Origin of the sequence: Streptomyces sp. ERV7 (assembly GCF_001653515.1) — a bacterium.
Taxonomy (GTDB): domain Bacteria; phylum Actinomycetota; class Actinomycetes; order Streptomycetales; family Streptomycetaceae; genus Streptomyces.
This window is the reverse complement of the sequence record NZ_LYOY01000040.1, coordinates 687,166-710,123: the sequence shown is the minus strand read 5'-3', so window position 1 is coordinate 710,123 and position 22,958 is coordinate 687,166. Positions and strand designations below refer to the sequence as shown.

At 71.0% G+C, this 22,958-nt stretch carries 24 protein-coding genes and 2 pseudogenes; 7 read left to right on the top strand and 19 right to left on the bottom strand.

Annotated features, from left to right (window positions below):
* Nucleotides 1-92 precede the first annotated feature (92 nt).
* The 5 genes from A8W25_RS17740 to A8W25_RS17720 form a co-directional block, all read right to left on the bottom strand.
* Nucleotides 93-1,307: a ketosynthase chain-length factor gene (locus A8W25_RS17740; protein WP_067162616.1), complete on the bottom strand. Its 1,215-nt coding sequence runs from the start codon at nucleotides 1,305-1,307 to the stop codon at nucleotides 93-95.
* Nucleotides 1,304-2,578, bottom strand: a complete 1,275-nt coding sequence (locus tag A8W25_RS17735) for a beta-ketoacyl-[acyl-carrier-protein] synthase family protein (protein WP_158942597.1) — start codon at nucleotides 2,576-2,578, stop codon at nucleotides 1,304-1,306. Before A8W25_RS17735 ends, A8W25_RS17740 begins: the two co-directional genes overlap by 4 nt.
* Nucleotides 2,575-2,904 (bottom strand): TcmI family type II polyketide cyclase, encoded by a 330-nt coding sequence (locus A8W25_RS17730; RefSeq protein WP_067162612.1) that lies wholly within the window; start codon nucleotides 2,902-2,904, stop codon nucleotides 2,575-2,577. The genes A8W25_RS17735 and A8W25_RS17730 overlap by 4 nt, the downstream gene beginning before the upstream one ends.
* A gap of 417 nt (nucleotides 2,905-3,321) precedes the next feature.
* On the bottom strand, nucleotides 3,322-4,011 hold the full coding sequence (locus A8W25_RS17725) for an antibiotic biosynthesis monooxygenase family protein (protein ID WP_067162610.1): 690 nt from the start codon (nucleotides 4,009-4,011) through the stop codon (nucleotides 3,322-3,324).
* Between the two features lie 54 nt (nucleotides 4,012-4,065).
* Nucleotides 4,066-5,535 carry an FAD-dependent monooxygenase gene (locus tag A8W25_RS17720; RefSeq protein WP_067162608.1) on the bottom strand — a complete coding sequence of 490 codons (1,470 nt, stop codon included), beginning with the start codon at nucleotides 5,533-5,535 and terminating at the stop codon, nucleotides 4,066-4,068.
* 143 nt (nucleotides 5,536-5,678) lie between these two features.
* Here A8W25_RS17720 and A8W25_RS17715 point away from each other — a divergent pair, with 143 nt between their 5' ends.
* Nucleotides 5,679-6,125, top strand: a complete 447-nt coding sequence (locus A8W25_RS17715) for a nuclear transport factor 2 family protein (RefSeq protein WP_067162605.1) — start codon at nucleotides 5,679-5,681, stop codon at nucleotides 6,123-6,125.
* A 105-nt stretch (nucleotides 6,126-6,230) separates the two neighbouring features.
* On the opposite strand, the gene A8W25_RS17710 is transcribed toward A8W25_RS17715, so the two are convergent.
* Entirely contained in the window at nucleotides 6,231-6,647 is a 417-nt protein-coding gene (locus A8W25_RS17710) for a pyridoxamine 5'-phosphate oxidase family protein (protein ID WP_067162604.1), read from the bottom strand.
* A 171-nt stretch (nucleotides 6,648-6,818) separates the two neighbouring features.
* Here A8W25_RS17710 and A8W25_RS17705 point away from each other — a divergent pair, with 171 nt between their 5' ends.
* The 3 genes and pseudogenes from A8W25_RS17705 to A8W25_RS34975 form a co-directional block, all read left to right on the top strand.
* Nucleotides 6,819-7,412 (top strand): TetR/AcrR family transcriptional regulator, encoded by a 594-nt coding sequence (locus A8W25_RS17705; RefSeq protein ID WP_067162602.1) that lies wholly within the window; start codon nucleotides 6,819-6,821, stop codon nucleotides 7,410-7,412.
* 79 nt (nucleotides 7,413-7,491) lie between these two features.
* Nucleotides 7,492-9,663, top strand: coding sequence for a RecQ family ATP-dependent DNA helicase (locus A8W25_RS17700; protein ID WP_067162600.1), 2,172 nt, complete (start codon nucleotides 7,492-7,494; stop codon nucleotides 9,661-9,663).
* 222 nt (nucleotides 9,664-9,885) lie between these two features.
* A pseudogene (locus tag A8W25_RS34975) lies at nucleotides 9,886-10,443 on the top strand (hypothetical protein); the annotation flags it as partial.
* A gap of 383 nt (nucleotides 10,444-10,826) precedes the next feature.
* On the opposite strand, the pseudogene A8W25_RS34970 reads toward A8W25_RS34975, so the two are convergent.
* From A8W25_RS34970 to A8W25_RS17675, 4 genes and pseudogenes are all read right to left on the bottom strand, one after another.
* Nucleotides 10,827-11,609, bottom strand: a pseudogene (locus A8W25_RS34970) (phosphotransferase); the annotation flags it as partial.
* Between the two features lie 88 nt (nucleotides 11,610-11,697).
* Nucleotides 11,698-12,573: a GntR family transcriptional regulator gene (locus tag A8W25_RS17685; protein WP_067162594.1), complete on the bottom strand. Its 876-nt coding sequence runs from the start codon at nucleotides 12,571-12,573 to the stop codon at nucleotides 11,698-11,700.
* A 228-nt stretch (nucleotides 12,574-12,801) separates the two neighbouring features.
* Nucleotides 12,802-13,506 carry an HAD family hydrolase gene (locus A8W25_RS17680; RefSeq protein ID WP_199831772.1) on the bottom strand — a complete coding sequence of 235 codons (705 nt, stop codon included), beginning with the start codon at nucleotides 13,504-13,506 and terminating at the stop codon, nucleotides 12,802-12,804.
* A 137-nt stretch (nucleotides 13,507-13,643) separates the two neighbouring features.
* Nucleotides 13,644-14,537, bottom strand: coding sequence for a GntR family transcriptional regulator (locus A8W25_RS17675; RefSeq protein WP_234386486.1), 894 nt, complete (start codon nucleotides 14,535-14,537; stop codon nucleotides 13,644-13,646).
* Between the two features lie 252 nt (nucleotides 14,538-14,789).
* On the opposite strand from A8W25_RS17675, the gene A8W25_RS17670 reads away from it, so the two are divergent.
* A complete protein-coding gene (locus A8W25_RS17670; RefSeq protein WP_158942595.1) occupies nucleotides 14,790-14,984 on the top strand; it encodes a hypothetical protein in 195 nt (64 codons plus the stop codon).
* A gap of 15 nt (nucleotides 14,985-14,999) precedes the next feature.
* Here the strand turns inward: A8W25_RS17670 and A8W25_RS17665 are convergent, their stop codons facing one another.
* The 3 genes from A8W25_RS17665 to A8W25_RS17655 are packed head-to-tail and all read right to left on the bottom strand — an operon-like array spanning nucleotide 15,000 to nucleotide 17,959.
* The gene (locus A8W25_RS17665) at nucleotides 15,000-16,301 is read right to left on the bottom strand and encodes a GNAT family N-acetyltransferase (protein ID WP_067164175.1); all 1,302 of its coding nucleotides are present in this window, start codon (nucleotides 16,299-16,301) and stop codon (nucleotides 15,000-15,002) included.
* A 10-nt stretch (nucleotides 16,302-16,311) separates the two neighbouring features.
* On the bottom strand, nucleotides 16,312-17,301 hold the full coding sequence (locus A8W25_RS17660) for an asparaginase (protein ID WP_067162588.1): 990 nt from the start codon (nucleotides 17,299-17,301) through the stop codon (nucleotides 16,312-16,314).
* Nucleotides 17,302-17,350: 49 nt separating this feature from the next.
* A complete protein-coding gene (locus tag A8W25_RS17655; RefSeq protein ID WP_067162586.1) occupies nucleotides 17,351-17,959 on the bottom strand; it encodes an ABC transporter substrate-binding protein in 609 nt (202 codons plus the stop codon).
* A gap of 143 nt (nucleotides 17,960-18,102) precedes the next feature.
* On the opposite strand from A8W25_RS17655, the gene dtd reads away from it, so the two are divergent.
* Nucleotides 18,103-18,528, top strand: a complete 426-nt coding sequence (gene dtd / locus A8W25_RS17650; protein WP_067162584.1) for a D-aminoacyl-tRNA deacylase — start codon at nucleotides 18,103-18,105, stop codon at nucleotides 18,526-18,528.
* 31 nt (nucleotides 18,529-18,559) lie between these two features.
* On the opposite strand, the gene A8W25_RS17645 is transcribed toward dtd, so the two are convergent.
* From A8W25_RS17645 to A8W25_RS17635, 3 genes are all read right to left on the bottom strand, one after another.
* Nucleotides 18,560-19,540 carry a YgfZ/GcvT domain-containing protein gene (locus tag A8W25_RS17645; RefSeq protein WP_067162582.1) on the bottom strand — a complete coding sequence of 327 codons (981 nt, stop codon included), beginning with the start codon at nucleotides 19,538-19,540 and terminating at the stop codon, nucleotides 18,560-18,562.
* A 9-nt stretch (nucleotides 19,541-19,549) separates the two neighbouring features.
* The gene (locus A8W25_RS17640; RefSeq protein WP_067162581.1) at nucleotides 19,550-19,987 is read right to left on the bottom strand and encodes a Fur family transcriptional regulator; all 438 of its coding nucleotides are present in this window, start codon (nucleotides 19,985-19,987) and stop codon (nucleotides 19,550-19,552) included.
* An 89-nt stretch (nucleotides 19,988-20,076) separates the two neighbouring features.
* A complete protein-coding gene (locus A8W25_RS17635) occupies nucleotides 20,077-20,649 on the bottom strand; it encodes an FABP family protein (protein ID WP_067162579.1) in 573 nt (190 codons plus the stop codon).
* 301 nt (nucleotides 20,650-20,950) lie between these two features.
* Here A8W25_RS17635 and A8W25_RS17630 point away from each other — a divergent pair, with 301 nt between their 5' ends.
* The gene (locus tag A8W25_RS17630) at nucleotides 20,951-21,316 is read left to right on the top strand and encodes a DsrE family protein (protein WP_067162577.1); all 366 of its coding nucleotides are present in this window, start codon (nucleotides 20,951-20,953) and stop codon (nucleotides 21,314-21,316) included.
* Nucleotides 21,317-21,326: 10 nt separating this feature from the next.
* On the opposite strand, the gene A8W25_RS17625 is transcribed toward A8W25_RS17630, so the two are convergent.
* From A8W25_RS17625 to A8W25_RS17615, 3 genes are all read right to left on the bottom strand, one after another.
* Nucleotides 21,327-21,584: a DUF3099 domain-containing protein gene (locus tag A8W25_RS17625; RefSeq protein ID WP_067162575.1), complete on the bottom strand. Its 258-nt coding sequence runs from the start codon at nucleotides 21,582-21,584 to the stop codon at nucleotides 21,327-21,329.
* 114 nt (nucleotides 21,585-21,698) lie between these two features.
* Complete coding sequence (locus A8W25_RS17620) at nucleotides 21,699-21,986, bottom strand: DUF1416 domain-containing protein (RefSeq protein ID WP_010985465.1); 288 nt, start codon at nucleotides 21,984-21,986, stop codon at nucleotides 21,699-21,701.
* A 49-nt stretch (nucleotides 21,987-22,035) separates the two neighbouring features.
* On the bottom strand, nucleotides 22,036-22,881 hold the full coding sequence (locus A8W25_RS17615) for a sulfurtransferase (RefSeq protein ID WP_067162573.1): 846 nt from the start codon (nucleotides 22,879-22,881) through the stop codon (nucleotides 22,036-22,038).
* Nucleotides 22,882-22,958: the final 77 nt, after the last annotated feature.

Below are 22,958 nucleotides of genomic sequence, written 5' to 3'. Positions count from 1 at the left end.
CTTCCTCTGTACGGCGTGCCGCAGGGGCTGGTCGCAGTGGTGTTCAGCGGTGGTGCGTGGACAGGTGGTGCGGTGGAGCGGTTGCGTACCGGCTATGCGGCGGCACGGACGACGACGGCCGAGTTGAAGCCGCCGTAGCCGCGGGCGATGACCAGCGCGGTGCGCACCTCGGCGGTGCGCGGCTCGCCGGTGACCAGGTCGAGGTCGTACTCGGCGGCCGGGTCGACGTGCACGGTCGGCGGGATCAGACCGTCCTTGATCGCGAGGAAGGCGGCGGCCAGGTCCAGCGGAGCCGCGCCCGAGTAGAGCCGTCCGGTCATCGTCTTGGGCGCGGTGACCGCGACCCCCCGGGTGCCGAAGACCGCGTTGAGCGCCTCCGCCTCCTGGCGGTCGAGCTCGGGGTCGGCGGCCGCGTCGGCGAAGACCACGTCCACGTCACCCGGTGCGACCCCCGCGTCGGCCAGGGCGAGTTCGATGGCCTTGCGCAGCCCCGGCGGGCGGCCGGAGCCGGCCTTGGGGTCGATGGTCGAGCCGTATCCGGAGATCTCGCCGTAGATCCGGGCGCCGCGTGCGCGGGCCGCCTCGGCGTCCTCCATGATCAGGATCGCGCCGCCCTCGCCGGGCACGTACCCGGCGGCCTCGCGGTCGAAGGGCAGGTAGGCGCGGGTCGGCTCCTCGCTGGTGGAGAGCCGGTCGCTGGCCAGCTGGGCCACCCAGCCCCACGGGCAGACCGAGGCGTCGATGGCGCCGGAGACGATCAGCGAGGTGCCCTTGCGGATCTGGCGGCGGGCCTGGGCCACCGCGTCGAGACCGCCGGCCTGGTCGCTGACGACCACGCCGCTGGGGCCCTTCATCCCGTTGCGGATGGAGATCTGGCCGCTGTTGACCGCGTAGAACCAGGCGAAGGACTGGTACGCCGAGACGTACTGGCTGCCCTTGGACCACAGGGCCTGGAGCTCGCCCTGGCCGAACTCGAAGCCGCCGGCCGCGCTCGCGGTCACCACGCCCATGTCGAACTCGGGGAGTTCGGCCGGGGTGATGCCCGCGTCGGCGAGCGCCCAGTCGGCCGCGACCAGCGCGAGCCGGGTCACCCGGTCGGTCTGCGGGAGCAGTCGGCTCGGCAGCAGGTCCTCGGCGACGAAGCCCGGGACCTCGCCGGCCAGCTTGGCCGGGTAGGACGACGGGTCGAAGCGGGTGATACGGCCGATGCCGCTCTTGCCACCGACGGTCGCCGCCCAGTAGTCCTGGATGCCGAGCCCGTTGGGGGACGCCACCCCCAGGCCGGTGACCACCACGGACGACGTCATGCGAGCTTCCTCTCGGGACGGGCGAGCACCACGGCGCTCTGGAAACCGCCGAAGCCACTGCCGACCGAGAGGACCGCGTCGGTCTTCCGGTCGCGGGCGGTCAGCGGGACGTAGTCCAGGTCGCACTCGGGGTCGGGCGTGTGCAGATTGGCCGTGGGCGGTACGACGTTGTACTCCATGGCGAGCGCGGAGGCGGCGATCTCGATGGAGCCGATCGCGCCGAGCGAGTGCCCCACCATCGACTTGATGGAGCTCATCGGCGTCCGGTACGCGTGGTCGCCGAGGACCCGCTTGACGGCCGCCGTCTCGTGGCGGTCGTTCTGCTTGGTGCCGGAGCCGTGGGCGTTGACGTAGTCGATCTGGTCGCTGTTCATCCGCGCCTCGTCGAGCGCCACGCGGATCGCCTCGGCCATCTCCGCGCCGTCGGGGCGCAGTCCGGTCATGTGGTACGCGTTGGAGCGCGTGGCGTAGCCCGCGATCTCCGCGTAGATGTGGGCGCCGCGCTTCTGCGCGCTCTCCAGCTCCTCGAGCACGAAGAAGGCGGTGCCCTCGCCGAGCACGAAGCCGTTGCGCGAGTTGTCGAAGGGCCGCGAGGCCGTCTCCGGCTCGTCGTAGCGGTTCGTCGTGGCCTTGATCGCGTCGAAGCACGCCATGGTGATGGGCGAGATCGGCGCGTCCGAGGATCCGGCGATCATGACGTCGGCGGAGCCCTCACGGATCAGCTCGACGGCGTAGCCGACCGAGTCGATGCCGGAGGTGCAGCCCGTGGAGACCACGGTGCTGGGGCCCTCGGCCCCGACGGCCCAGGCCACCTCGGCCGCGAAGGAGCTCGGCACCAGGTGGTTGTAGAGGTGCGGGGCGGCGTACTGGTGGTCCACCAGGTCCAGCCGGCCGCCGTCGCTGACGACCCGGTACTCCTCGTCGAGTCCCATGGTCGCGCCGACCGCGCTGCCGACGGTGACACCGATCCGGTACGGGTCCAGGCCTGCCAGCTCCAGACCGCTGTCGGCGACCGCGCCGCGCGAGGCGACGACCGCGAACTGCCCGGCGCGGTCCATGCGCCGGACCTCCTGCGGGCTCAGACCGTGCTCGTACGGATCGAAGTCGATCTCGGCGGCCACCCGGGAGCGGAACGGCGTGGGGTCGAAGAACGTGATCCCACGCGTCGCCGTGCGGCCCTCGCTGAGGAGGCTCCAGAAGTTCTTGGTGCCGATTCCACCCGGGGCCAGCACCTCCATCCCCGTGATGACGACCCTGCGAGGCGTTGTCACGCGCCCGCCTCCCAGTTGTAGAAGCGGGCGGCCATGGCGTCGGCGGGCGAGCGCCAGGTGGCCGGGTCGTACGCCTGGATGAACGGCTTCAGGTCGTTGCTGATCCCGATGAACCGCGGGTCGTTCTTCGCGGCCTCGATCAGCTCACCGCCGTTGTCCGCGTCGAAGTCCTGCAGGTGGAAGTAGAGGCCCCGGTAGGAGAACAGCTGACGGCGCAGCGTTCCCATCCGGTGCGGCATCTCCGTCGCGTCGAACTCGGCGAACAGCTTGGCGACGTCGGTGCTCGAACCGGGTTCCATGCGGGCGACGATGAGCGTGCTGTGCATACGTATTCGCTCCTCAGCGGTTGCGGTTGATCCGGCACTGGCCCCGCTCCTGGCGCGTACGACGTCGGACGCGCCCGGATTCGAGGGCCATGAGCGGGAGTTGAGCGAGAGGATCAGCGGTGGCGAACCACGCCCCGGATCATGTATTCAAGGGTCTTCTGATCCCGCTCGCCGTTCAAGGCGCCCCGGTTCAGGTCTACGTCCGGTTCGGTCAGATTCCGCAAATACACCGCAGCCATGTCAGAGAACACGCAACGAAGAGCAGCTGAGCGGTGCGGAATTGTCACGTCGGCGTCAGATGCCGTCAGGTCGCGAACCGGAGCGTCTCCCCTGCCGGACCCGGCCCAAAAAACCGGAACGCCCGGCTCCTGGAGAGGAACCGGGCGTTCTGAGGTACCGCGGTGGTGGTGCGGGGTGTCAGTTACCGGCGGCGCGGGTGTGCACCACGCGGTAGGTGTTGGAGTCCACCGACGTCAGGAGCGAGCCGGTGCGGCGCTCGGCCTCCTGGCGGGCAGCGGGCTTGGCGTCCTGAGCGGTGGCCTGGTAGGCGTCGAACGCCTCCTTGCTCTCCCACTGCGAGTAGGAGACCACGAAGGAGCCCTCAAGACCGCGGGCGGCGATGCCCTTGAGGATCGTGTGGGAGACGTAGCCGGCGGTGTCACCGAGGAACTTCATCGACGGGCCGAGCGCGTCGACCAGGTCGTCCTGGTTCTTCTCCTCGACACCGAAGACCGCGATCACGGTGTAGTCCGAGCGCTCCGGGGAGATCTCGACGCCCTCGCCCGACTTGGTCTGGGAGTACGCGATCTCGTTCTGGAGCAGCCGGATCGAGGTGGTCAGCTCGCCGAAGAGCGGGAGCGTGCGGTGCTTGAACTCCTCGCCGTCGTAACGGTCCTCCAGGTCCGCGCGGCTGCGCCACTGGATGAAGTTGGCCGTGCCCGGCTTGTCCACACCGGCGTGCACGGTGGAGGACATCCAGCCCGGGTAGGCCGCCGAGTCGACGATCTCGCGCATCGCGCCGAGCAGACCCTCCTGCTTCTCCGGGGCGTCCGTGGAGAAGAGGTTGAGGACGGTCAGGTTCTTGTCATCGCTGGAGATCTTGGGCATGTTCTTCGCTTCCTTCGAGGTACGGGTATGAGAGAACGGGGCGTCAGACCCTGCTCAGTTGGGCCGGCCGAACCATCGGTCGAGGGCTTCGGCGAGCCCCTCCGTGCGCGAAGCGGAGGGGGAGACCCAGGCGACGTAACCGTCGGGGCGCACAAGGAAGGCGTCCAGACCGGCGTCGCAGTCGTGTTGCTCGGCGGTGACCGTGGTGACACGGTCGGCCCAGCCCGCGGCGAGTTCCCGCAGGTGGGAGTCGTCGGTGAGGTCGAAAAGGACGGCCTTGCCGGCCGTCAGCAGCTCGAAGTTGGTGGTCTTCTTGCCGTCGACCACCAGTTCCTCGTCCTTGAGACGGCGGCCGAGGAGCGGATGGTCGCCCTCGCCCACGTCGTGGCGGATGTCCAGTCCGGTGACCATCCCGATCAGCGTCTTCTGGACGTCCTCGAACCCGGTCAGCTCGGTGAAGACGTCGAGCAGCGGGGTGATCTCGTCGCCGCCCAGGTAGAGGATCCGCTGGGCGAGCGTGTTGGTGAGCACCCGCGCACCGACCGGGTGGCGCTCGGAGTGGTACGTGTCGAGCAGGCCCTCGGGAGCCTGGCCCTTGATCTCCAGGGCCAGCTTCCAGCCGAGGTTCACCGCGTCCTGCACGCCGGCGCTCATTCCCTGGGCGCCGATGGGCAGATGGATGTGCGCGGCGTCGCCGGCCAGGAAGACCCGGCCCTTGCGGTACTCGGCGGCCTGGCGGCTCACATCGGTGGTGGTGGAGACCCAGTGCACCGTGGCGCCGCTGATGTCCTCGCCGGACAGGCGCTTGAACGCCTCGGCCACCTCGTCGAAGGTGATCGGGTCCGGGCTCTTGCGGAGCGGTTCGCTCCGGTCGAAGTAGACGATCCGGCAGCGCTCCGGGCCGAGCGGCAGCACCATGACCATGCCGCCGGGCACCCGCTCGCCGCTGAAGCGCGGGCGCAGCGGCACCCCGCTGATGTCGGCGAACCGGAGCTCGATGGCCGGGTCGGTGCCCGGGAAGTCGATGCCCGCGAGCTTGCGCACCACACTGCGGGCGCCGTCGGCACCCACCAGGTAGCGGCCGCGCAAGGTGGCCGGGCCCTCGGGCGTGGCCACCTCCACGGTGACCCCGTCGGCGCCGTCCGTCAGGCCCGTGACCTCGACCCCGCGGCGGACCTCGGCGCCCAGCTGCCCGGCCCAGCCGGCCAGCACGCCCTCGGTACGCGACTGGGGGATGCCCCGGGCCCCGTACGAACCGCCCTCGACCAACCGGTAATCGATGGACACCCCGCCGAAATGGCCGACCGGAATGACGTCCACGCCACCGAAACGCTCCAGCAGCCCGCGCTGGCCGAATTCCTCTATGGTGCGCGCCGAGAATCCCAGCGCACGCGACTGCTGTATCGGCTCGGCAAGGCGATCGACGACAATCACGGACACGCCGTTCAGGCGCAGTTCGCCTGCGAGCATGAGTCCAGTGGGGCCGGCTCCCGCGATAATTACGTCCGCGTCAAAGTTATCCATCTACCCTCTTCCGACTGGCGTTTCTCCAGTATCCCGAGGGCCCCAGCGAGCGTAAATAGCTGCTAGTACAGGCCTTTGACAAGTACGTCAACTCTGCTACAGAGACTCTTGGTCAGAGGCCTGTCCCGGAGTCATCCTCAACCATGACCTCAAGCCAATCCACCGCCGATGTCGCGGGACTGCTCGACCGTTACCTGATCAATCTGGACGACGACAAGCTCGATGACGCCTGGGCCCGGGGGCTGTTCACCGAGGACGCCGTCGTCGAGTTCCCGATGAGCCGGCACGAGGGGATCGAGGGCCTCGCCGAGTACCACAGCACCGCGCTGGCGGCGTTCGCCCTCACCCAGCACATCAACTCGCCCGCCGTGGTCGAAATCGACGGCGACCGGGCCTCTTTGCGCGCCAACATCGTCTCCACGCACGTGCACCACGCCTCCGACCATCCGGAGGACGCCGAGCGCGATCCGATATTCGCGAACGGAAGCCTGGTGAGCGCCGAGGCCCGGCGCACCCCGGACGGCTGGCGCCTGAGCCTGCTCTCGCTGCGCATGATCTGGGTGACCGGCACCCCGCCGCGCAAGGGCTGAGGAACCGCGGCACAACGGAGCGCGGCGGTACGGGGAGGACACTCCCCGTACCGCCGCGCTCCGCGTTGCCTCGCCTCTCCCCGCCTTCGGGATCGGCACCGGGTTCTATACGTTCAGGCTCAGCACACGGTCGACCCGGATCTCGACCACCACACGGCCGGGCGGGTTGGGCGGGCCCGAGCGGTAGCGCCGGGCGTAGCGGCGCGCGCCCTCGGTGACCCGGGCGGGCTCGTCCTGGACCACGGCCGTGCCCTCCAGGGTGACCCAACTGAACCCGGCCACCTGGCAGATGGCGACCCGGGAACCCGGCGCGGCGATCAGATTGCGGGCCTTGCGGGACGAGGACACCGTCATCACCCGGGCGAGCCCCGCCTCCGCGTCCCAGGTGAACCGCACCGGCGCGACGTGCGGGGACCCGTCGGGCCGGATCGTGGTCAGCACGCCGATGTGCGGCTCCGTCAGGAAGCCCTCCACCGACGCCGACACCTCCGGCGCACTCGTACGCCCCAGGGGCAACGACATCGTGTTCGTCCTTCCGTCTCACTGCAGCTACCAGGCCATTGTCAACACCCGGGGCCGACCTGTGGAACCGACTGGGCAACTGCGAACCGCATACCCCAACTGGCGGGAAGTCGGGGCTGGTTCAGTGGGTTACGGCAGGGCATAGTAGAGTCAAACGGAGGGAGGTTCCGTATGCCAACGTCAACGCCGGTCAGTGAGAGCGGTGGCCGCCGGCTCCGGGCTGACGCGGAGCGCAACCGGGCCCGGGTCCTGAACGCGGCGCGCGAGCTCTTCGCGGAACGCGGCGCCAACGTGTCCATGGACGAGGTGGCCCGGCACGCCGAGGTCGGCGTGGGCACGCTCTACCGCCACTTCCCCACCAAGGAAGCCATGGTCGTGGCGGCCTCCCAGCAGCGCTTCGGCGAGATCCTCACGTACTACCGCACGGTGTGCCGCGAGTCGGCCGAGCCGCTTGAGGCGCTCCAGATGCTGCTCACCCGGGTCGGCGAGGTGGAGGCGCGCGACCGGGGTTTCGCCAGCGTCATCGGCGGCACGCTCGGCTCCGAGGGCCCGCCCAGCACCATGCGCGCCGATCTGGAGGCCGAGCTCGTGGACCTGGTCGGCAAGGGCCAGGCGGCCGGCTCCATCCGGCACGACATCGCGGGTGCCGACATCCTCGCCCTGACCTGCGGTCTCACCTCGATCGTGCACCGGCGCAGCGGCGACTGGCGGCGCTATATCGACATCGTGCTCGACGGCCTGCGCTCGGACCACATCACGCCGTAGCGGCACCCCGGGGCGCGCGGCACGGCCGTGCCCGCCCACGGGCGGGCCGGATGTCAGACCCGTCCTGTTGTATGGGGGCATGAACCACACGAGCACCACGGATCTGCGCACCCGGGCCGACGCCGTCCTGGCCCGCCTCGTCGGCGACCCCACGGGAGCGGCCAGGCTGCGCGAGGACCAGTGGCGCGCCATCGAGGCGCTCGTCGCCGAAGGGCGGCGCGCGCTGGTCGTCCAGCGCACCGGCTGGGGCAAGTCCGCGGTGTACTTCGTGGCGACCTCGCTGCTGCGCGAGCGCGGCAGCGGCCCCACCGTGATCGTCTCGCCGCTGCTCGCGCTGATGCGCAACCAGGTGGAGGCCGCCGCCCGCGCGGGCATCCGCGCCCGCACGATCAACTCCTCGAACACCGAGGAGTGGGAGACCGTCCAGGCCGAGGTGGCCGCGGGCGAGGTCGACGTCCTGCTGGTGAGCCCGGAGCGCCTCAACAACCCGGACTTCCGCGACGAGGTGCTGCCCAAGCTCTCCGCGGCCACCGGTCTGCTCGTGGTGGACGAGGCGCACTGCATCTCGGACTGGGGCCACGACTTCCGCCCCGACTACCGCCGGCTGCGCACCATGCTCGCCGAGCTCCCCCCGGGCGTCCCGGTCCTCGCGACGACGGCGACGGCCAACGCGCGCGTGACGGCCGATGTGGCGGAGCAGTTGGGCACCGGCGCGGACACCGACGCGCTGGTGCTGCGCGGCCCCCTGGACCGCGAGAGCCTGAGTCTGAACGTGCTGTCGCTGCCGGACGCCGCACACCGCCTGGCCTGGCTCGCCGACCACCTGGACGAGCTGCCGGGCTCGGGGATCATCTACACGCTGACGGTGGCGGCCGCCGAGGAGATCACCGCGTATCTGCGCCAGTGCGGTCACACGGTCGCCTCCTACACCGGCCGCACGGAGAACGCGGACCGCCAGCAGGCCGAGGACGATCTGCTGGCCAACCGGGTCAAGGCGCTGGTCGCCACCTCCGCGCTGGGCATGGGCTTCGACAAGCCGGACCTCGGCTTCGTGGTCCACCTGGGCTCGCCGTCCTCCCCCATCGCCTACTACCAGCAGGTGGGCCGCGCGGGCCGAGGTGTGGAGCACGCGGAGGTGCTGCTGCTGCCCGGCAAGGAGGACGAGGCGATCTGGAAGTACTTCGCCTCGGTCGCCTTCCCGCCCGAGGAGCAGGTCCGCCGCACCCTGGACGTGCTGGCCCGGTCGGGCCGCCCGCTGTCGCTGCCCGCCCTGGAGCCGCAGGTCGAGCTGCGGCGCACCCGCCTGGAGACCATGCTCAAGGTCCTCGACGTGGACGGCGCGGTCCACCGCGTCAAGGGCGGCTGGACCTCCACCGGACAGCCCTGGGTGTACGACGCGGAGCGGTACGCGTGGGTGGCCCGCCAGCGGGAGGCCGAGCAGCAGGCGATGCGGGACTACGCGGCGGCGACCGGCTGCCGGATGGAGTTCCTGCGCCGCCAGCTCGACGACGAGGAGGCGGCCCCGTGCGGCCGCTGCGACAACTGCGCGGGCGCCCGCTTCACCGCCGATGTGTCCGGCACCGCACTGGAGGCGGCCAAGGGCGAGCTCACCAGGCCGGGCGTCGAGGTCGAGCCCCGCAAGATGTGGCCGACCGGCCTCGGGGCGGTCGGCGTGGACCTCAAGGGCCGTATCCCCGCGGGTGAACAGGCCTTCCCCGGCCGGGCCCTCGGCCGTCTCTCGGACATCGGCTGGGGCAACCGGCTGCGCCCGATGCTCGCCCCCCAGAGCCCCGACGGACCGGTTCCGGCCGACGTGGTGGACGCCGTGGTGACCGTCCTGGCGGACTGGGCCAAGGGCCCGGGCGGCTGGGCCTCCGGCGGCCCCGACGCACCGCCCCGGCCCGCCGGAGTGGTCACCGTCGCCTCGCTCACCCGCCCCCGGCTCGTGGAGTCGCTGGGCGCCCGGATCGCGGAGATCGGCCGCATGCCCCTGCTCGGACGCGTGGAGTACGGGGAGGAGGCCGCCGGGTTCCGCGTTCCCGCCTCCAACAGCGCGCAGCGGGTGCGCGCCCTGCACCACGCCTTCACGGTGCCGGACGAGTTGGCACGGGCGGTGCGGGAGGCGGGCGGTCCGGTGCTGCTCGTCGACGACCGGTCGGACACGGGCTGGACGCTGGCGGTGGCGGCCCGGCTGCTGCGCCGGGCGGGTGCGCAGGGGGTGTTTCCGCTGGTCCTCGCCGTTCAGGGATGACCGCAGGGCTCCGGGGCGTGATCGGGGGTGTGGCTGGGCAGGGATATGAGCGTCATACCCTCCGATTCCCGTCAGCGGCTCCATTTGCTCGTTGCCGCGTGCCCGTGAGGCAGCGAGAATTGAAGCCGCGCCGCGACGGCGGACCCGGATTGGGGGCCCTGCTGTGCTGCGCCCTCACCCGACCCTGCCCGCACTGTGGGCGCGTATCCGGAAGGGAGGACCGTGACCTTCGGATTCGCACCGTCCGCAGCCTCGGCAGGCGCGTCGTCCCTCATGTCGGCGGCCTCGGGGAACCGTCTCGCCAGGATGCTGGAGCCCGCGGAGTGGGCCTCGGCGGGGATCCCGCTGCTGCGCAACCCCCGCGAGGTGGTCAGCGGCCTGCACACCCGGCACCGCCCGACCCCGTCGACGGCGGTGATCGCCGTCCTGGACCACGAGGAACGGCTGGCCGCCAGCGCCTCGTTCGTGCGGCGCCCGGTCGCCGCCGACGGCTGGGAGTTCCGCAACGCGCTCCTCGCGCATCTGCGCCGGGTGATCCCGCACGACCTGCGCCGCCGGACGCCGGTGCGCACCGCCGTCCTGCTCTACTGCCGTGACGGCGACGAGCGTTGGACCGAGGAGGACGGCGCCTGGATGTGGGGCCTGCGGGACGCCTGCACCCTGCACGGGCTGCGCTGCGGCGCGTACATCACCCTGACGCGCGCCGGCTGGCAGGTCCTGGGCGAGGGCCGAGGCGGCCGCCACCCCCACTCCACCAGCCGCCCCACCCCCCTGGCGAACACCACCGGTGCTGTTGAGGGCTTAGCGGCCGGGCGGGACACACGGGCGGGGCTCCGGTCCCGCCCTGGCCATCTGGTCGCCGGCCCCACCGAGGAGAACCATTCCGCGTACGCGGACATGATCTGCGAGGGCGTCGGGATCCCGCTCAGCCTCATCGGACCGGCCGCCGCCGCGAGCGCGCGCCCCACCTTCCGGGCCTCACGCTCCATCGCCCCCCAGTTCGGCCCCGGTCCGGGGCCCAGCGCCAGCGCCGCGCGCATCATGTCCGTGTACACCGACTGCACGCGCTTGAACTCGAGGAGCACGGGCAGGTCCTGCTCCCACCCCGTGGAGCTGCCCGGCCGCGCACTCTCCACGGACGACCGCCACAGCTCGCCGACACGGCGGGCCTCCCGGGGCGGGTAGCGCATCAGATGCAGATGGGTGGCGAGGTCCCAGAGCGGGTCGCCGATCATCGCGAGTTCCCAGTCGATGGTCCACAGGTCCCCGGCCGGGTCCACGATGAGGTTCTTCCGGTGCAGATCCCCGTGGAGCAGGGAGAACGGGCGCGGCCGGAGCGCGGCCGCCCGCTCCTTGAGCTCGTGCAGGACGTTCCCGGGAACGCGCAGCCGCCGGAAGAGCGGCTCGTAGAGCGCGGCATGCTTGTGGCACACCTCGTTCTCGGTGAAGTGGATCAGCCGGCCGAGGAAGGCCGCCGAGTCGCCGTCGGGGGCGCGGTCCTCGGGGGCGCAGGCGCACTCGGCCCGGAGCTCGTCCGGCTCGATGCTCACCAGTTCCGCGAAGAGGTCCGCCAGTTGGGCGCTGTGGCGACCCGAGAGCGGCTGACCGGGCGGCTGCCCCGCACCGAGTGTCCGGCCCGGGATGAACTCCTGCAGAACGACGTTCTCCACCACCTCCGCGCACTCCGGAACGCGGCCCACCCTGCCGCGCAGTGCGAGCAGCAGCCGGTCCTCGGACACGAAGCACCGCCGGTCGAACCAGAGCAGGCCGGGTCGCGGCGAGCGGAGCTTCACCCGTTCGAAGCGCGCGCTCAGCGGGTTCTCCGCAGGCAGCGGAAAGGCGTACGTCTCGTGGTGGTAGCCCCGGAGTGGCCCGACGACCGCCTCGGCGTCGCGGCTCAGCCCAGCCGCCTGCCGACGCACTGCGGATACCGCCTCGCCTGTCATCGCTTCGCGCCCTCGGGTGGTCATCAGCCGGGAACAGATTGAGGAAAATTACCCTCTCTAGCATGGGTCGGCCGAATTCACACCGATGTCACTCGCTCAGCACCAACGGCGCCGACAGCTTCGACCAATACCGCTCGAACAGCAGCTGAAGTTGGTCGAAGTACGCCTCCTCGCGGGGCGTGTCGCCACCGGGGTGGCCCGTCCAGGTGAAGAGATCGACACCGCTCTCCAAATCCATGATCTCCCCCGCCCCGTCCCCCGGCCCCAGCTCCACCTTGTTCGTCCGTATGCGATAGAAGCTGGTCAGCGCCTGTGCCCCGTTGAGGACGTACAGCTTCTGCATCGGCAGCACCGGCATGCCGCGGATCGCCACCGACACCGAGGGGACCAGGCCGTCCTCCTTCAGGGTGACCAACGAGTGCTCCAACTGGCCCGCGTACATCCGGATGAGCCTGCGCAGCCGCTTGAGCGGCCGGGAGTCGGCCGGGTCGGCGAGCAGGTAGGGCAGCGGGTGGACGGCTTCGAGGCTGGGCAGCAGCATTCTGAGCCGGATGGTCTTCGGCCAGGTGCCCGCCGCCTCCTTGGTGGACTCCAGCTGGCGTGTGACGACCTTGCTCAGCCTCTCCGTGGTGAAGGACAGGACGTCCAGCGTCACATCCTCGGCGCGGAAGGCGTCCGCTATGTACTCGGTGAGCGTGTGGGGCACGGCGCCCCTGGCCACCACGCGAGGCCCCCTGCCCCGCACGCCCGCATCGATCAGGCCCCAGGACCTGAGCTCCTCGACGGCCCGCTGAGCCGTGCGCCTCGACACGTGGTAGCGCGCCGTCAGCGCGTGCTGGGTGGGTATCACCTCGCCCACGCCATGTGCCCCGCTGGCGATCGCCTCCCGCAGGTCCGAGGCGATGAGCAGGTACTGGGGCTGATGGGCGCCGCCCGGCCCCGCCTCTTGCCCTGTCGACACCATTCAAGAAAGTTACAACAGGCCGCCATCAGGCGTGAGTTGGCCACCCCTTGGCGCGCACACCCCGCACCTGCCGCTCCGTTGCCGCCCACTTGCCGCATGCCGGCTCGTGCGCGGCGTCATGTACGGATCACTTGACAGCTGTTGCGGACGCGAAGGCTCCCCGTAGCTTCGGCCTTCAGGGAAGACCCGGGAGGCCGGAACATGGAAGATCGGAACGTGGGTGAACCGTCACTCCGCGCGCAGGCCGGAGCCGACCGCGTCGTACAGCGGTTCCAGCGAGCGGACGATGTCCTTCACCCCGGCATCCGCCAGCTGCGCGACCTTGGCGCCGTCGGGTGCGTAGCCGAGGAAGGAGACCCCTATGGCGTCGGCGGCGATCCAGTCCGCGGGCGAGTCCCCGATCATCAGCGTCTCGGCCGGGGACGAGCCGGTGGAATCGAGCGCCCGCTCCAGGCAGTGCGGATGGGGTTTGAGCAGCGCCAGGTCGGCCGTACGGCCGTGGATGTGTTCGCCGAAGCAGCCATCGAGCCCCTCGCGTCTGAGATAGGCGGCCACCGCCTTGGGCGAGTTGTTCGTGGTGACGGCCAGCCGGAACCCCGCCGCGCTCAGGGCCAGTATCAGGGAGTTGGCGTAGGCGGTGCTGTGGGCGCTCGTGGCGGCACGGATCTCCTGCGCCGTGAGCGTGCTCTCCGCCTCCTTGACCACCGCCTTGCTCTCGCCCTGCTTCCAGGCCGCGAGCAGCAGGGCCAGCGGATCGCCGGCGGCCTTCCCTTTCGGTCTGAGGGCCCCGTGTTCGAGCCTGCCCGAGAGGCGCTCGGCGATCGCGGCGGCCACAGCGGGCGCCCCGACTCCCGCGAAGAGCCGGCACACCGGTCCGTCGAAGTCGAAGAGCACGCATTTGGCAGCGGCAAGGCGCTCGCGAAGGTCGGTCACGTCACTCCGTCCGTCGGGGAGGTGGGTCACTTGCCGGTTCCTTCAACCACCATGGTGCCCGCGCCTGCTCGCGGCGGTGAGGGCCAGGAGGTACGGGCATGCCCGGCTGGCTGAGAACCGCCGGTCCCCGTGGGCCGCTACGACAGTCTCATCTGCGAAGTGATCGTGTTCCAGAGCCCGTCGAACCACTGCTGCGACCGTTCCACGAACGCCGCGTCCCGCGCACCCGCGCTGCGCAGGTACTGGAACAGCATCGACTGGTTGCCCAGCGAGTCGAAGATCTCCACCGACGTGTCGGCGATCTCCTGTTCGCGGCGGGTGATGTCGTAGTAGCCGAACAGCGCCTCGGAGCCGTTGAGCAGGTAGAGCTTGATCGGCGAGGTCAGCGGGAGCGTCTGGAACTCGATGCGGACCTCGACTCCCTCGATGATGTGCAGCGCCTCCAGGTTGTCCCGCAGGACGAGGCCCTGGGTGTTGCGCTGGCTCAGCCACCGTTCGTGGACCAGCCGGTCGTCGGCCGCCGAGCGGTGGACGGGGCGGGGGAAGGCGAGGTTGATGCCCCGGTCCGGCAGCAGGATGCGTACGTGGACCGAGTCCGGGCGGAAGCGGCGGGCGTGGATCGCGCCCAGCGGTTCGCCGAGGGCCAGGTTGAGGGTCTCCGTCGTCAGGCAGACCGCGTCGATCCGCACCTCCCTCGCACGGAACGCCTCCGCCACCCGGGGGCTGAGCACCGCCGCCGTCAGCTTCGGCTCCTCGTCAGACGGGCGGGACGCCGCCGGTACGGAGCTGGCGATCTTCGCCGGGGCGCCCTTGCGGCCCTCCGTGATCAGGCCCTCCTCGTGCAGCTGCTGCAGGGCCTGGCGCACCACCGTCCGCTCGACGCCGTAGTGCTCCACCAGCCAGGCCTGGGTGGGCAGTTTGGCCCCCACCTTGAGCTCGCCCGCGCTGATCCGGGCCCGCAGGGACGCGGCCACACCGTCGGGCGTGCGCCTGGAGCCGCCGCCCTCCGTCACCTCAGATTCCGACGTCACATCTGAACGCTACAACTATCTGACAGCTATGGGGAGTTGTCGGGAAGTTGGTTTATGGGTCTTGAGCCAGCGGGACAACTTCACCAAGTTGGTGGACAACTTGGTGAAGTTCGCGCACAAGCTCCGCCCGCGGTTCCATCCAGCGTCACAGCCGCCGTTCCAGCCACCGTTCCAGCCACCGCTTCCGTCACCGACTCGTCCGTCGCCTCGGCCGCCGCTCCACCCGCCGCACGCCTCTGGGGAGGGAACTCCATGCCCATGACCGCACTCCTGCTCGCCCTCGCCGTCATCGCCTTCGAGAAGCTCGTCCACCACCGGCTCGGTGTCGTCGGCAGCGTGGGGGTCGTGGTGCTGACCGTCGGCCAGCAGACCGGGGACAGCACCTTCACCGTCATCGGCGCGGCCGCCGTCCTGGCCGCGCTCGTCCCGCCGCGGACCGACCAATGACCAGGCCCACCGCCCTCAGAACATGTCAGGGCACCAAGCCCGCCGCGACGTCCTCAAGATGGCGTCCGCCCGGGCCGCTGCCCCCGCCGTCTCCTCGGCGGCCAGGCCCAGCGCGGCCAGTCGTACCGCCGACTCGTCACCCAGGTACAGCGAACCCAACTCCCGTACGTCCAGCACCAGATCCGGCGACGAAGCGGTGGGGGCGCAGGACGCGCCCGACGGGTCGGCGTCCAGGCGGTAGCGGCCCGAGGCGTAGCCCGACGCGTCCGTGACCTCCAGGACGAGGGTGCCGGCCGTCGCGTACGTACGCGCCTCAAGCGCCCGTACGACATCCAGCAGCCGCAGCCACAGGAAGTCCGCGTGCGTCACCATCCGGGCCGCGCGCGGGTCCGGGAGGAGCTGCGGGAGCAGGTCGTCGGGGGCGCGGTAGCCGGTGCGGACCCTGGATATCCAGTCGACCGAGCAGACGAAGTGCCACAGGGCGCGCTCGGCGGACGGGGTGAGGGCGAGCAGCCCCCGTACCGTCGCCGTGTTCAGCGGCTGCTTGGCGTCCGTCCACTTCGCGTCCGCGTGATAGGCCACCAGGCCCTCCACCTCGCCCGACGCCGAGCGGTACACCGCCCAGAACGGCTCGGTCCAGGGGTGGTCGTCCCGGGTGGCCGCGCCCGTGCTCAGGTCCCACCAGCGCGTGTTGCGGTCCACCGCGCCGGGCTGGCCGACCCGGAAGCGCTCGAAGAGCTCGGGGCCCAGCTTGCGTACGTCCTCGGAGGCGACCAGGTCGATACGGCCGCCGTCCTCGGGGCCCGACCAGCGCGGGTCCAGGCCCGCCCGGCCCGTGTCGACCTCCCACTCGGCGGTCCAGGTGGCGGGGCCGAAGCCGTACCGCCCGTAGATCGGGTACTCGGCGGCGATCAGCGTCGCCGCCACGTCGCCGCGCTCCTTCGCCGCCGCCATGTCGTTCGCCATCATCCGGCTGAGCAGACCGCGCCTGCGGTGGGTCGGGGAGACGGTCACGTTGGTGACCGCGCTGGTGGGGACGGCCGCGCCGCCCACCACGGTCAGCTCCTGGGCGAACGAGCGGAAGGTCGCCACACAGCGGCCGCTGTCGAACACGCCCTGGGTACGCGCCAGATCGCTGTTGGCCAGCCGGCCCGCCCGGTCGTTCTCGCTGACCACCGGCGGCAGGAGGAAACCCGTGTTGACGGCCCGCAGCCAGTCGGCGAACTCGGCTTCGGTGACGGTACGGAGGTCGAGGGCGGAAGCGGAAGCGGGGGCAGCGGCGGGGGCGGAGGCGGCTTCGCGAGGGCTCGGGCTCATGTCCGTCACGCTAGGCACGCCCCGGCCCCCCTGTCGCCCGAATTTCCGCCTGGCGGGCCGGGCCCCCCACCCGCTCCGCCCCGCCGAGCAGCGGCGCGCTGCCGATGCGCTCGACCACCGGGCCGTCCACGCCGAGCAGGCGCAGGGCGCGGGCCAGGACCGGGCCGAGGGCGCGGGCGGCGCCGTCGTCGACCTTGAAGGCGAGCGCACGGCCGTCCGGCAGCGCCACCGCCTGCACCGCCTCCGCGCCCATCTTGGACAGCACGCCGGGCACCTCGCGCATCAGCCAGGTGTCGGGGCGGCGGGTGCCGGCCACGTACTCGGGGTGCGCGCGCATCGCGTCCGCCACCCTGCGCTCCGGCGTACCGGGCTCGGCGAGCACGAACGTACGGAAGGCGCGGGCCAGGCCCGTCAGGCTGATCGCCATCAGGGGCGCCCCGCAGCCGTCCGTGCCGACCGTCGCCACCGGCTCGCCCGCCGCCGCCTCCACGCCGTCGTGGACGAGGCGCTGGAGCGGGTGGGCCGGGTCCAGGTAGGACGTCTCGTCCCAGCCGTTGAGGCGGCAGGCGGCGAGCATGGCCGCGTGCTTGCCGGAGCAGTTCATGGTGACCCGGTCGCGGACCTGGCCCGCCGCCAGGTACGTCTCGGCCTCGACCGCGTCCAGCGGCAGGTCGGGCGGGGTCTGGAGGTCGTCCGGGGTCAGCCCGTACTCGGCGAGCATCTTGCGGACGAGGTCGAGGTGGAAGCCCTCGCCCGAGTGGCTGGCGGCGGCGAGCGCGAGCCGCTCCCCGGAGAGGTCGAGCCCGGCCCGCAGTACGGCGGCGGCCTGCATGGGCTTGTTGCTGGAGCGCGGGAAGACGGGCGCCGCCGGGTCACCGAGCGCGAGCTCCACGCTGCCGTCGGCCGCCAGCACCACCAGCGAGCCCCGATGGTGGCCCTCGACGAAACCGGAACGTACGACTTCGGCGAGGACCGGGGGTATGACGGTGTCGGTAGTCATGACGGAGGCCTTCCAGGGCTGGACCGCCCGGTGACCTTGGAATCGTCGGTCAGATGAGCAGGTCGTCTACTTGTGCTTCCCCTTCACGGTACCTGCGGGCGATCTCCGCGCTGCAATCGTCGGCCGTGCGCTGGAGGTGCTGGCGGCGCCGCGAGACCTGCTGCTCGTAGCGGATCAGCCGTCCCATCGCGGTGTGCAGCTCGTCGTCCGTACGGGCGTCGAGGTCGGAGAGCTGGACCTCCGCGTCCATCTCGGCCGCCAGGCGCCGGTACTCGGCGCTGCGGGGCGTGGAGAGCGTGACGTGGCGGGCGGAGGCGCGGTGCGAGGAGGGCGCGTCCGCCAGGATCTCGGAGAGCCGCTCCACCACGGGCGTGTGCGGTCCGGTGCGCCGGGCCAGCTCGGCCCGCAGGATGTCGATGCGCCCGTGCAGCAGCCGCCGCACATAGCTGAGGTCGGCCTCGTCGCTCTGCGACTGGCGCCGCAGGCTCCGCAGCTCCGGCAGCCGCAGTGCGGTCAGATCGTGCTCTTTCGGTACGGGCAGATGGTCACCGGCACGCTGTACGGGTGGTCGCGAGACGGCCGTCCGGCCGGCCGACGGGCTCGTCCGGGTCAGCGAAACGGGGCCGGGCGACTGCTGCCCGGCGCCAGGAGTGCTCATGTGTCTTACCGTCCCCTCGACCGGTGCGGGATAGGGCGCACCGCCTGTCAGCATCGTGCCACTCCCGGTGGCGCATATGCAGACACACACCACCCGTTCGGCCCCCGTCGGACTGGATTGGTGCGTGGAATAGGTTGGGTCCCATGCGAGCGGTGGTACAGCGGGTCGACGGCGCGAGCGTCGTGGTGGCGGGCGAGACGGTCGGCGAGATCACGGGCGAGGGCCTGTGCGTACTGGTCGGGGTCACCCACGGGGACACCCCGGAGAAGGCCGCGCAGCTGGCCCGGAAGCTGTGGTCGGTGCGGATCCTTCAGGGCGAGAAGTCCTGCTCGGACGTGGCCGCGCCGCTGCTGGTGATCTCCCAGTTCACCCTCTACGGCGACGCCCGCAAGGGCCGCCGCCCCACCTGGAACGCGGCGGCCCCCGGCGAGGTGGCCGAGCCGCTGGTGGACGAGGTGGTGGCGCGCCTGCGCGAGCTGGGCGCGACGGTGGAGACGGGCCGCTTCGGCGCGGACATGAGGGTGTCCTTGACGAACCACGGCCCGTTCACGGTCGTGGTGGAGGTCTGAGGGGCCGCTCCCGGCCCCCCGGCGCCGCGGGCTACGGCTCGACCACGACCTCCTGCGCGGCGGCCGTGTTGCCCGCCAGCAGCTCCGCGTCCACCGCCACGTTCCGCTTGACCAGCGCCAGTGCGATCGGCCCCAGCTCGTGGTGGCGCGCCGACGTCGTGATGAAGCCGATCTGCCGGCCCTCGGCCCCGTCCGCGGCGACCCGCAGCGGCGTCCCGTGCGCGGGCAGCAGGACCTCGCTGCCGTCCAGGTGCAGGAAGACCAGGCGGCGCGGCGGCTTCCCCAGGTTGTGGACGCGCGCGACCGTCTCCTGGCCCCGGTAGCAGCCCTTCTGGAGGTGCACGGCGGTGCCGATCCAGCCCAGCTCGTGCGGGATGGTGCGGTGGTCGGTCTCCAGGCCGAGCCGGGGCCGGTGCGCCTCGACCCGCAGCGCCTCGTACGCCAGGATCCCGATCGCGGGGCCGTGCGCGGCGGCGAACGCCTCCAGCTCCGCGCGCGGCAGGAACAGGTCCCGCCCGTGCGAGGTCTCCCGCACGACCGTGCCGTCCGGCACCTCCGCGATCGACCCGGCGGGCAGGTGCACCACCGCGAAGTCCGCGGTGCGGTCGGCGACTTCGACGCGGTAGAAGAACTTCATCGACTCCAGGTACGCGACGAGGTCGTCCCGCGTACCGGGCTCGACGTGCGCCCACACCGTCGTACCGTCGTCGACGAGGTAGAGCGCGTGCTCGATGTGCCCGTTCGCGGAGAGGATCAGCGCCTCGGTGGCCAGACCCGGCCGCAGATCGCTGACGTGCTGGGTCAGCAGCAGGTGCAGCCAGCTCAGCCGGTCGTCGCCGGTGACGGTGATGACACCCCGGTGCGAGAGGTCGACGAAGCCGCTGCCGTCGGCGAGGGCGCGCTGCTCACGGAACAGATCGCCGTAGTGCGCCGCGACACCTTCGTCGGGCCCCTCGGCGGGGACGGCGCCGGGCAGGGCCAGCAGAGGGCTGATCGTTGATTGTCGCTGCATGGAGCAAGCCTACGACGCGCCACTTGAGGCGTTCTTGGCGCACTTCTGGCACTGGCCGAAGATCGCGAAGTGCTTCATGTCCGTCGTGAAGCCGAACGTCGAGCAGAGCTTGGCCGTGAACTCGGCCGCCACGTCCACATCCGCCTCGATCACCGACGTACAGTCCCGGCAGACGAGGTGGATGTGGTGATGGCGGTCCGCCAGATGGTAGGTCGGGGCACCGTGTCCCAGATGGGCGTGCGAGACCAGACCCAGCTCCTCCAGGAGCTCCAGGGTCCGGTACACGGTGGAGATGTTCACGCCGCCCGCCGTCTTCCTCACCTCGGTGAGGATGTCGTCGGGCGTCGCGTGTTCCAGTACGTCGACGGCCTCCAGCACGAGCTGGCGCTGGGGGGTCAGCCGGTACCCGCGCTTGCGGAGGTCGCTCTGCCAGTCGGTGGTCACCACACGCCCAGTGTAGGAGCCACCCCGGATTTACCCCCGCGAAGAACGGATCTCCGCCGGATCTCCGTACCTGATCCCCGTATTCGATCTTCCTACTTGAAGAAGGCGATGCCGTCGTCCGGCAGGTCGCCCAGGCCCCGGGCCATCGCCGCGACCTCTTCGGGCGTGACGACCTTCTTGAGGTGCGCGGACATGTAGGGGCGCAGCTCGACCTCGGGGGTCGCCTTCTCGCCGACCCACATGAGGTCGCTCTTCACGTATCCGTACAGGCGCTTGCCGCCGGTGTACGGACCGGAGGCGGCGGTGCGCGCCACGGCGTCGGTGACCAGGTCGATCTGCGGCTTCTGGTCGGCGAGCTCGCCGTACCAGATCTCGACGACGCCCTGGTCACGGACCATGACGATCTCGACCTTGCGGTCCTTGTCGATGCGCCAGAAGCCGGACTCGGACTCCAGCGGCTTCACCTTGTTGCCCTCGGCGTCGAGGATCCAGGAGTGCGACACGTACTCCAGGAAGTCCCGGCCGTCGTGGCTGAAGGTGACGGACTGGCCGAAATTGGCCTTCTCGGCACCCGGGAAGTCGGTGACACCCGCGCCCTCCCACGTGCCGAGGAGGAACGCGAGGGGGACGAGGTCCGGATTCAGGTCGGACGGGATCTCGATCATGAGGCTTCGATCAGTCTTTCGTTACGTCTGCGGCTGGGGCGCGGTTCAGCGCTGGCCCTGGTACAGCTTCTTCACGGCCAGACCTGTGAAGGCGAGGACACCGACGCAGACCAGGACCAGCAGGGTTTCGAAGAAAGCCTCAAGCACGGGGTGCTCCTCGGATGAGCGTGTGGGCAGTAAAGGGCCGTACCCCAGCCTAATGGGTTGAGCCACGGCCTTCTCTGTGAGGTGCGCCGCCGCGCCCGTCCGGCCCCGTGGCGGGGCCCGAAGGGCCGGTGCGGTGCGCATTACAGTTCGGGACATGGCCAAGAAGCTCGTACTGAAGGTGACCGCCGGGGCCGATGCCCCCGAGCGGTGTTCGCAGGCGTTCACCGTGGCGGCGGTCGCCGTCGCCAGCGGGATCGAGGTCTCGCTGTGGCTGACCGGTGAGTCGTCGTGGTTCGCGCTGCCGGGGCGGGCCGCAGAGTTCGCGCTGCCGCACGCGGCGCCGCTGCCGGACCTGATCGACGGGATCCGGGCGGGCGGCGGCACGATCACCGTGTGCACGCAGTGCGCGGCCCGGCGCGACATCACCGAGAAGGACCTGATCGAGGGCGCGCGGATCGCGGGCGCCCAGGTCTTCGTCCAGGAGGCGATGGCGGACGGCACACAGGCGCTGGTCTACTAGCGCGCGGCGCTCAGTACTTCTTCTTGCCGTCCAGCTCGTCCCACCACTCGTCGGACTTCTGGTCCCCGGACGGGTCGTCCCACCAGCGGTCGTCCGGGCCGCGCCGGTTCGCCACCATCGCCGCGACCGGCGGGATCACCATCGCGACCACGCACATGGCGACCGCGGCCGGGACCGACCACAGCCGCACGAAACCCCAGGCGGACACGAACAGGACCAGGCATCCGCCCATCATCCAGAAATACTCGCGGCGCCGACGGGCCAGCATGAGTCCAGCGTACGACCGTATCCGGCGCCCGAGAACGGCACGGAGGGCCGCACCCGGTCCAGGTAAGCGTCCAACCCCCTGGGGTGCGGCCCTCCGGCCAGTACCTGCCCGCCGTCACACGGCGATGGCGACCTCGGCGAGTCCGCCGGTCTGGGCCACGACCGTGCGGTCCGCGGTCGCGCCGGGCACCAGGGCCCGCACCGTCCACGTGCCCTCGGCCGCGTAGAAGCGGAACTGACCGGTCGCCGAGGTGGGGACCTCGGCGGTGAACTCGCCGGTCGAGTCCAGCAGCCGGACGTAGCCGACCACGGGCTCGCCGTCCTTCGTCACCTGCCCCTGGATGGTGGTCTCACCGGGCTTGATCGTCGAGGCGTCGGGGCCGCCTGCCTTCGCTCCACACATGGTTCTTCCTTACGGTCTGTGTTCTCTGGGGGCCGGGGGCTGTGCGGGGCTACTTGTTGGCGCCGAGCTCGATCGGCACGCCGACGAGGGAGCCGTACTCGGTCCACGAGCCGTCGTAGTTCTTGACGTTCTCGACGCCGAGCAGCTCGTGCAGCACGAACCACGTCAGGGCCGAGCGCTCGCCGATGCGGCAGTACGCGATGGTGTCCTTGGCCAGATCGACCTGCTCCGCCGCGTACAGCTCCTTCAGGGCGTCGTCCGACTTGAAGGTGCCGTCGTCGTTGGCGTTCTTCGACCACGGGATGTTGCGGGCCGAGGGGACGTGGCCCGGGCGCTGCGACTGCTCCTGCGGGAGGTGGGCCGGGGCGAGCAGCTTGCCGCTGAACTCGTCGGGGGAGCGCACGTCGACCAGGTTCTGGGCGCCGATGGCCGCCACCACGTCGTCGCGGAAGGCGCGGATCGCGGTGTTCTGCGGCTGGGCCTTGTACGCGGTGGCCGGGCGGGCCGGCACCTGCGAGCCGTCGACCAGGTCGCGCGAGTCCAGCTCCCACTTCTTGCGACCGCCGTCGAGCAGCTTGACGCTGTCGTGGCCGTAGAGCTTGAAGTACCAGTAGGCGTACGAGGCGAACCAGTTGTTGTTGCCGCCGTAGAGGACGACGGTGGTGTCGTTCCCGATGCCCTTCGCCGACAGGAGCTGCTCGAAGCCCTCCTGGTCGATGAAGTCACGGCGGACCGGGTCCTGGAGGTCCTTGGTCCAGTCGATCCGGATCGCGTTCTTGATGTGGTTCTTCTCGTACGCCGAGGTGTCCTCGTCCACCTCGACGATGGCGACCTTCGGGTCGTCGATGTGGGCCTCGACCCAGTCGGCGTCTACCAGGACGTCGCTGCGGCTCATGCGGTTCTCCTCCGGGGCAGGTGCGGCGGGTGGTGCGGGGTGCGGGTGCATCCGCCACGCGAGCGGGCGCGGCGTCG

Bases quoted from the DNA above. Each gene is read 5' to 3' on its own strand.
- A8W25_RS17740 (WP_067162616.1), bottom strand. From the start codon at position 1,307: ATGACGTCGTCCGTGGTGGTCACCGGCCTGGGGGTGGCGTCCCCCAAC.
- A8W25_RS17730 (WP_067162612.1), bottom strand. From the start codon at position 2,904: ATGCACAGCACGCTCATCGTCGCCCGCATGGAACCCGGTTCGAGCACC.
- A8W25_RS17725 (WP_067162610.1), bottom strand. From the start codon at position 4,011: ATGCCCAAGATCTCCAGCGATGACAAGAACCTGACCGTCCTCAACCTC.
- A8W25_RS17720 (WP_067162608.1), bottom strand. From the start codon at position 5,535: ATGGATAACTTTGACGCGGACGTAATTATCGCGGGAGCCGGCCCCACT.
- A8W25_RS17715 (WP_067162605.1), top strand. From the start codon at position 5,679: ATGACCTCAAGCCAATCCACCGCCGATGTCGCGGGACTGCTCGACCGT.
- A8W25_RS17710 (WP_067162604.1), bottom strand. From the start codon at position 6,647: ATGTCGTTGCCCCTGGGGCGTACGAGTGCGCCGGAGGTGTCGGCGTCG.
- A8W25_RS17705 (WP_067162602.1), top strand. From the start codon at position 6,819: ATGCCAACGTCAACGCCGGTCAGTGAGAGCGGTGGCCGCCGGCTCCGG.
- A8W25_RS17700 (WP_067162600.1), top strand. From the start codon at position 7,492: ATGAACCACACGAGCACCACGGATCTGCGCACCCGGGCCGACGCCGTC.
- A8W25_RS17685 (WP_067162594.1), bottom strand. From the start codon at position 12,573: ATGGTGTCGACAGGGCAAGAGGCGGGGCCGGGCGGCGCCCATCAGCCC.
- A8W25_RS17670 (WP_158942595.1), top strand. From the start codon at position 14,790: ATGCCCATGACCGCACTCCTGCTCGCCCTCGCCGTCATCGCCTTCGAG.
- A8W25_RS17665 (WP_067164175.1), bottom strand. From the start codon at position 16,301: ATGAGCCCGAGCCCTCGCGAAGCCGCCTCCGCCCCCGCCGCTGCCCCC.
- A8W25_RS17660 (WP_067162588.1), bottom strand. From the start codon at position 17,301: ATGACTACCGACACCGTCATACCCCCGGTCCTCGCCGAAGTCGTACGT.
- A8W25_RS17655 (WP_067162586.1), bottom strand. From the start codon at position 17,959: ATGAGCACTCCTGGCGCCGGGCAGCAGTCGCCCGGCCCCGTTTCGCTG.
- dtd (WP_067162584.1), top strand. From the start codon at position 18,103: ATGCGAGCGGTGGTACAGCGGGTCGACGGCGCGAGCGTCGTGGTGGCG.
- A8W25_RS17645 (WP_067162582.1), bottom strand. From the start codon at position 19,540: ATGCAGCGACAATCAACGATCAGCCCTCTGCTGGCCCTGCCCGGCGCC.
- A8W25_RS17635 (WP_067162579.1), bottom strand. From the start codon at position 20,649: ATGATCGAGATCCCGTCCGACCTGAATCCGGACCTCGTCCCCCTCGCG.
- A8W25_RS17630 (WP_067162577.1), top strand. From the start codon at position 20,951: ATGGCCAAGAAGCTCGTACTGAAGGTGACCGCCGGGGCCGATGCCCCC.
- A8W25_RS17625 (WP_067162575.1), bottom strand. From the start codon at position 21,584: ATGCTGGCCCGTCGGCGCCGCGAGTATTTCTGGATGATGGGCGGATGC.
- A8W25_RS17620 (WP_010985465.1), bottom strand. From the start codon at position 21,986: ATGTGTGGAGCGAAGGCAGGCGGCCCCGACGCCTCGACGATCAAGCCC.
- A8W25_RS17615 (WP_067162573.1), bottom strand. From the start codon at position 22,881: ATGAGCCGCAGCGACGTCCTGGTAGACGCCGACTGGGTCGAGGCCCAC.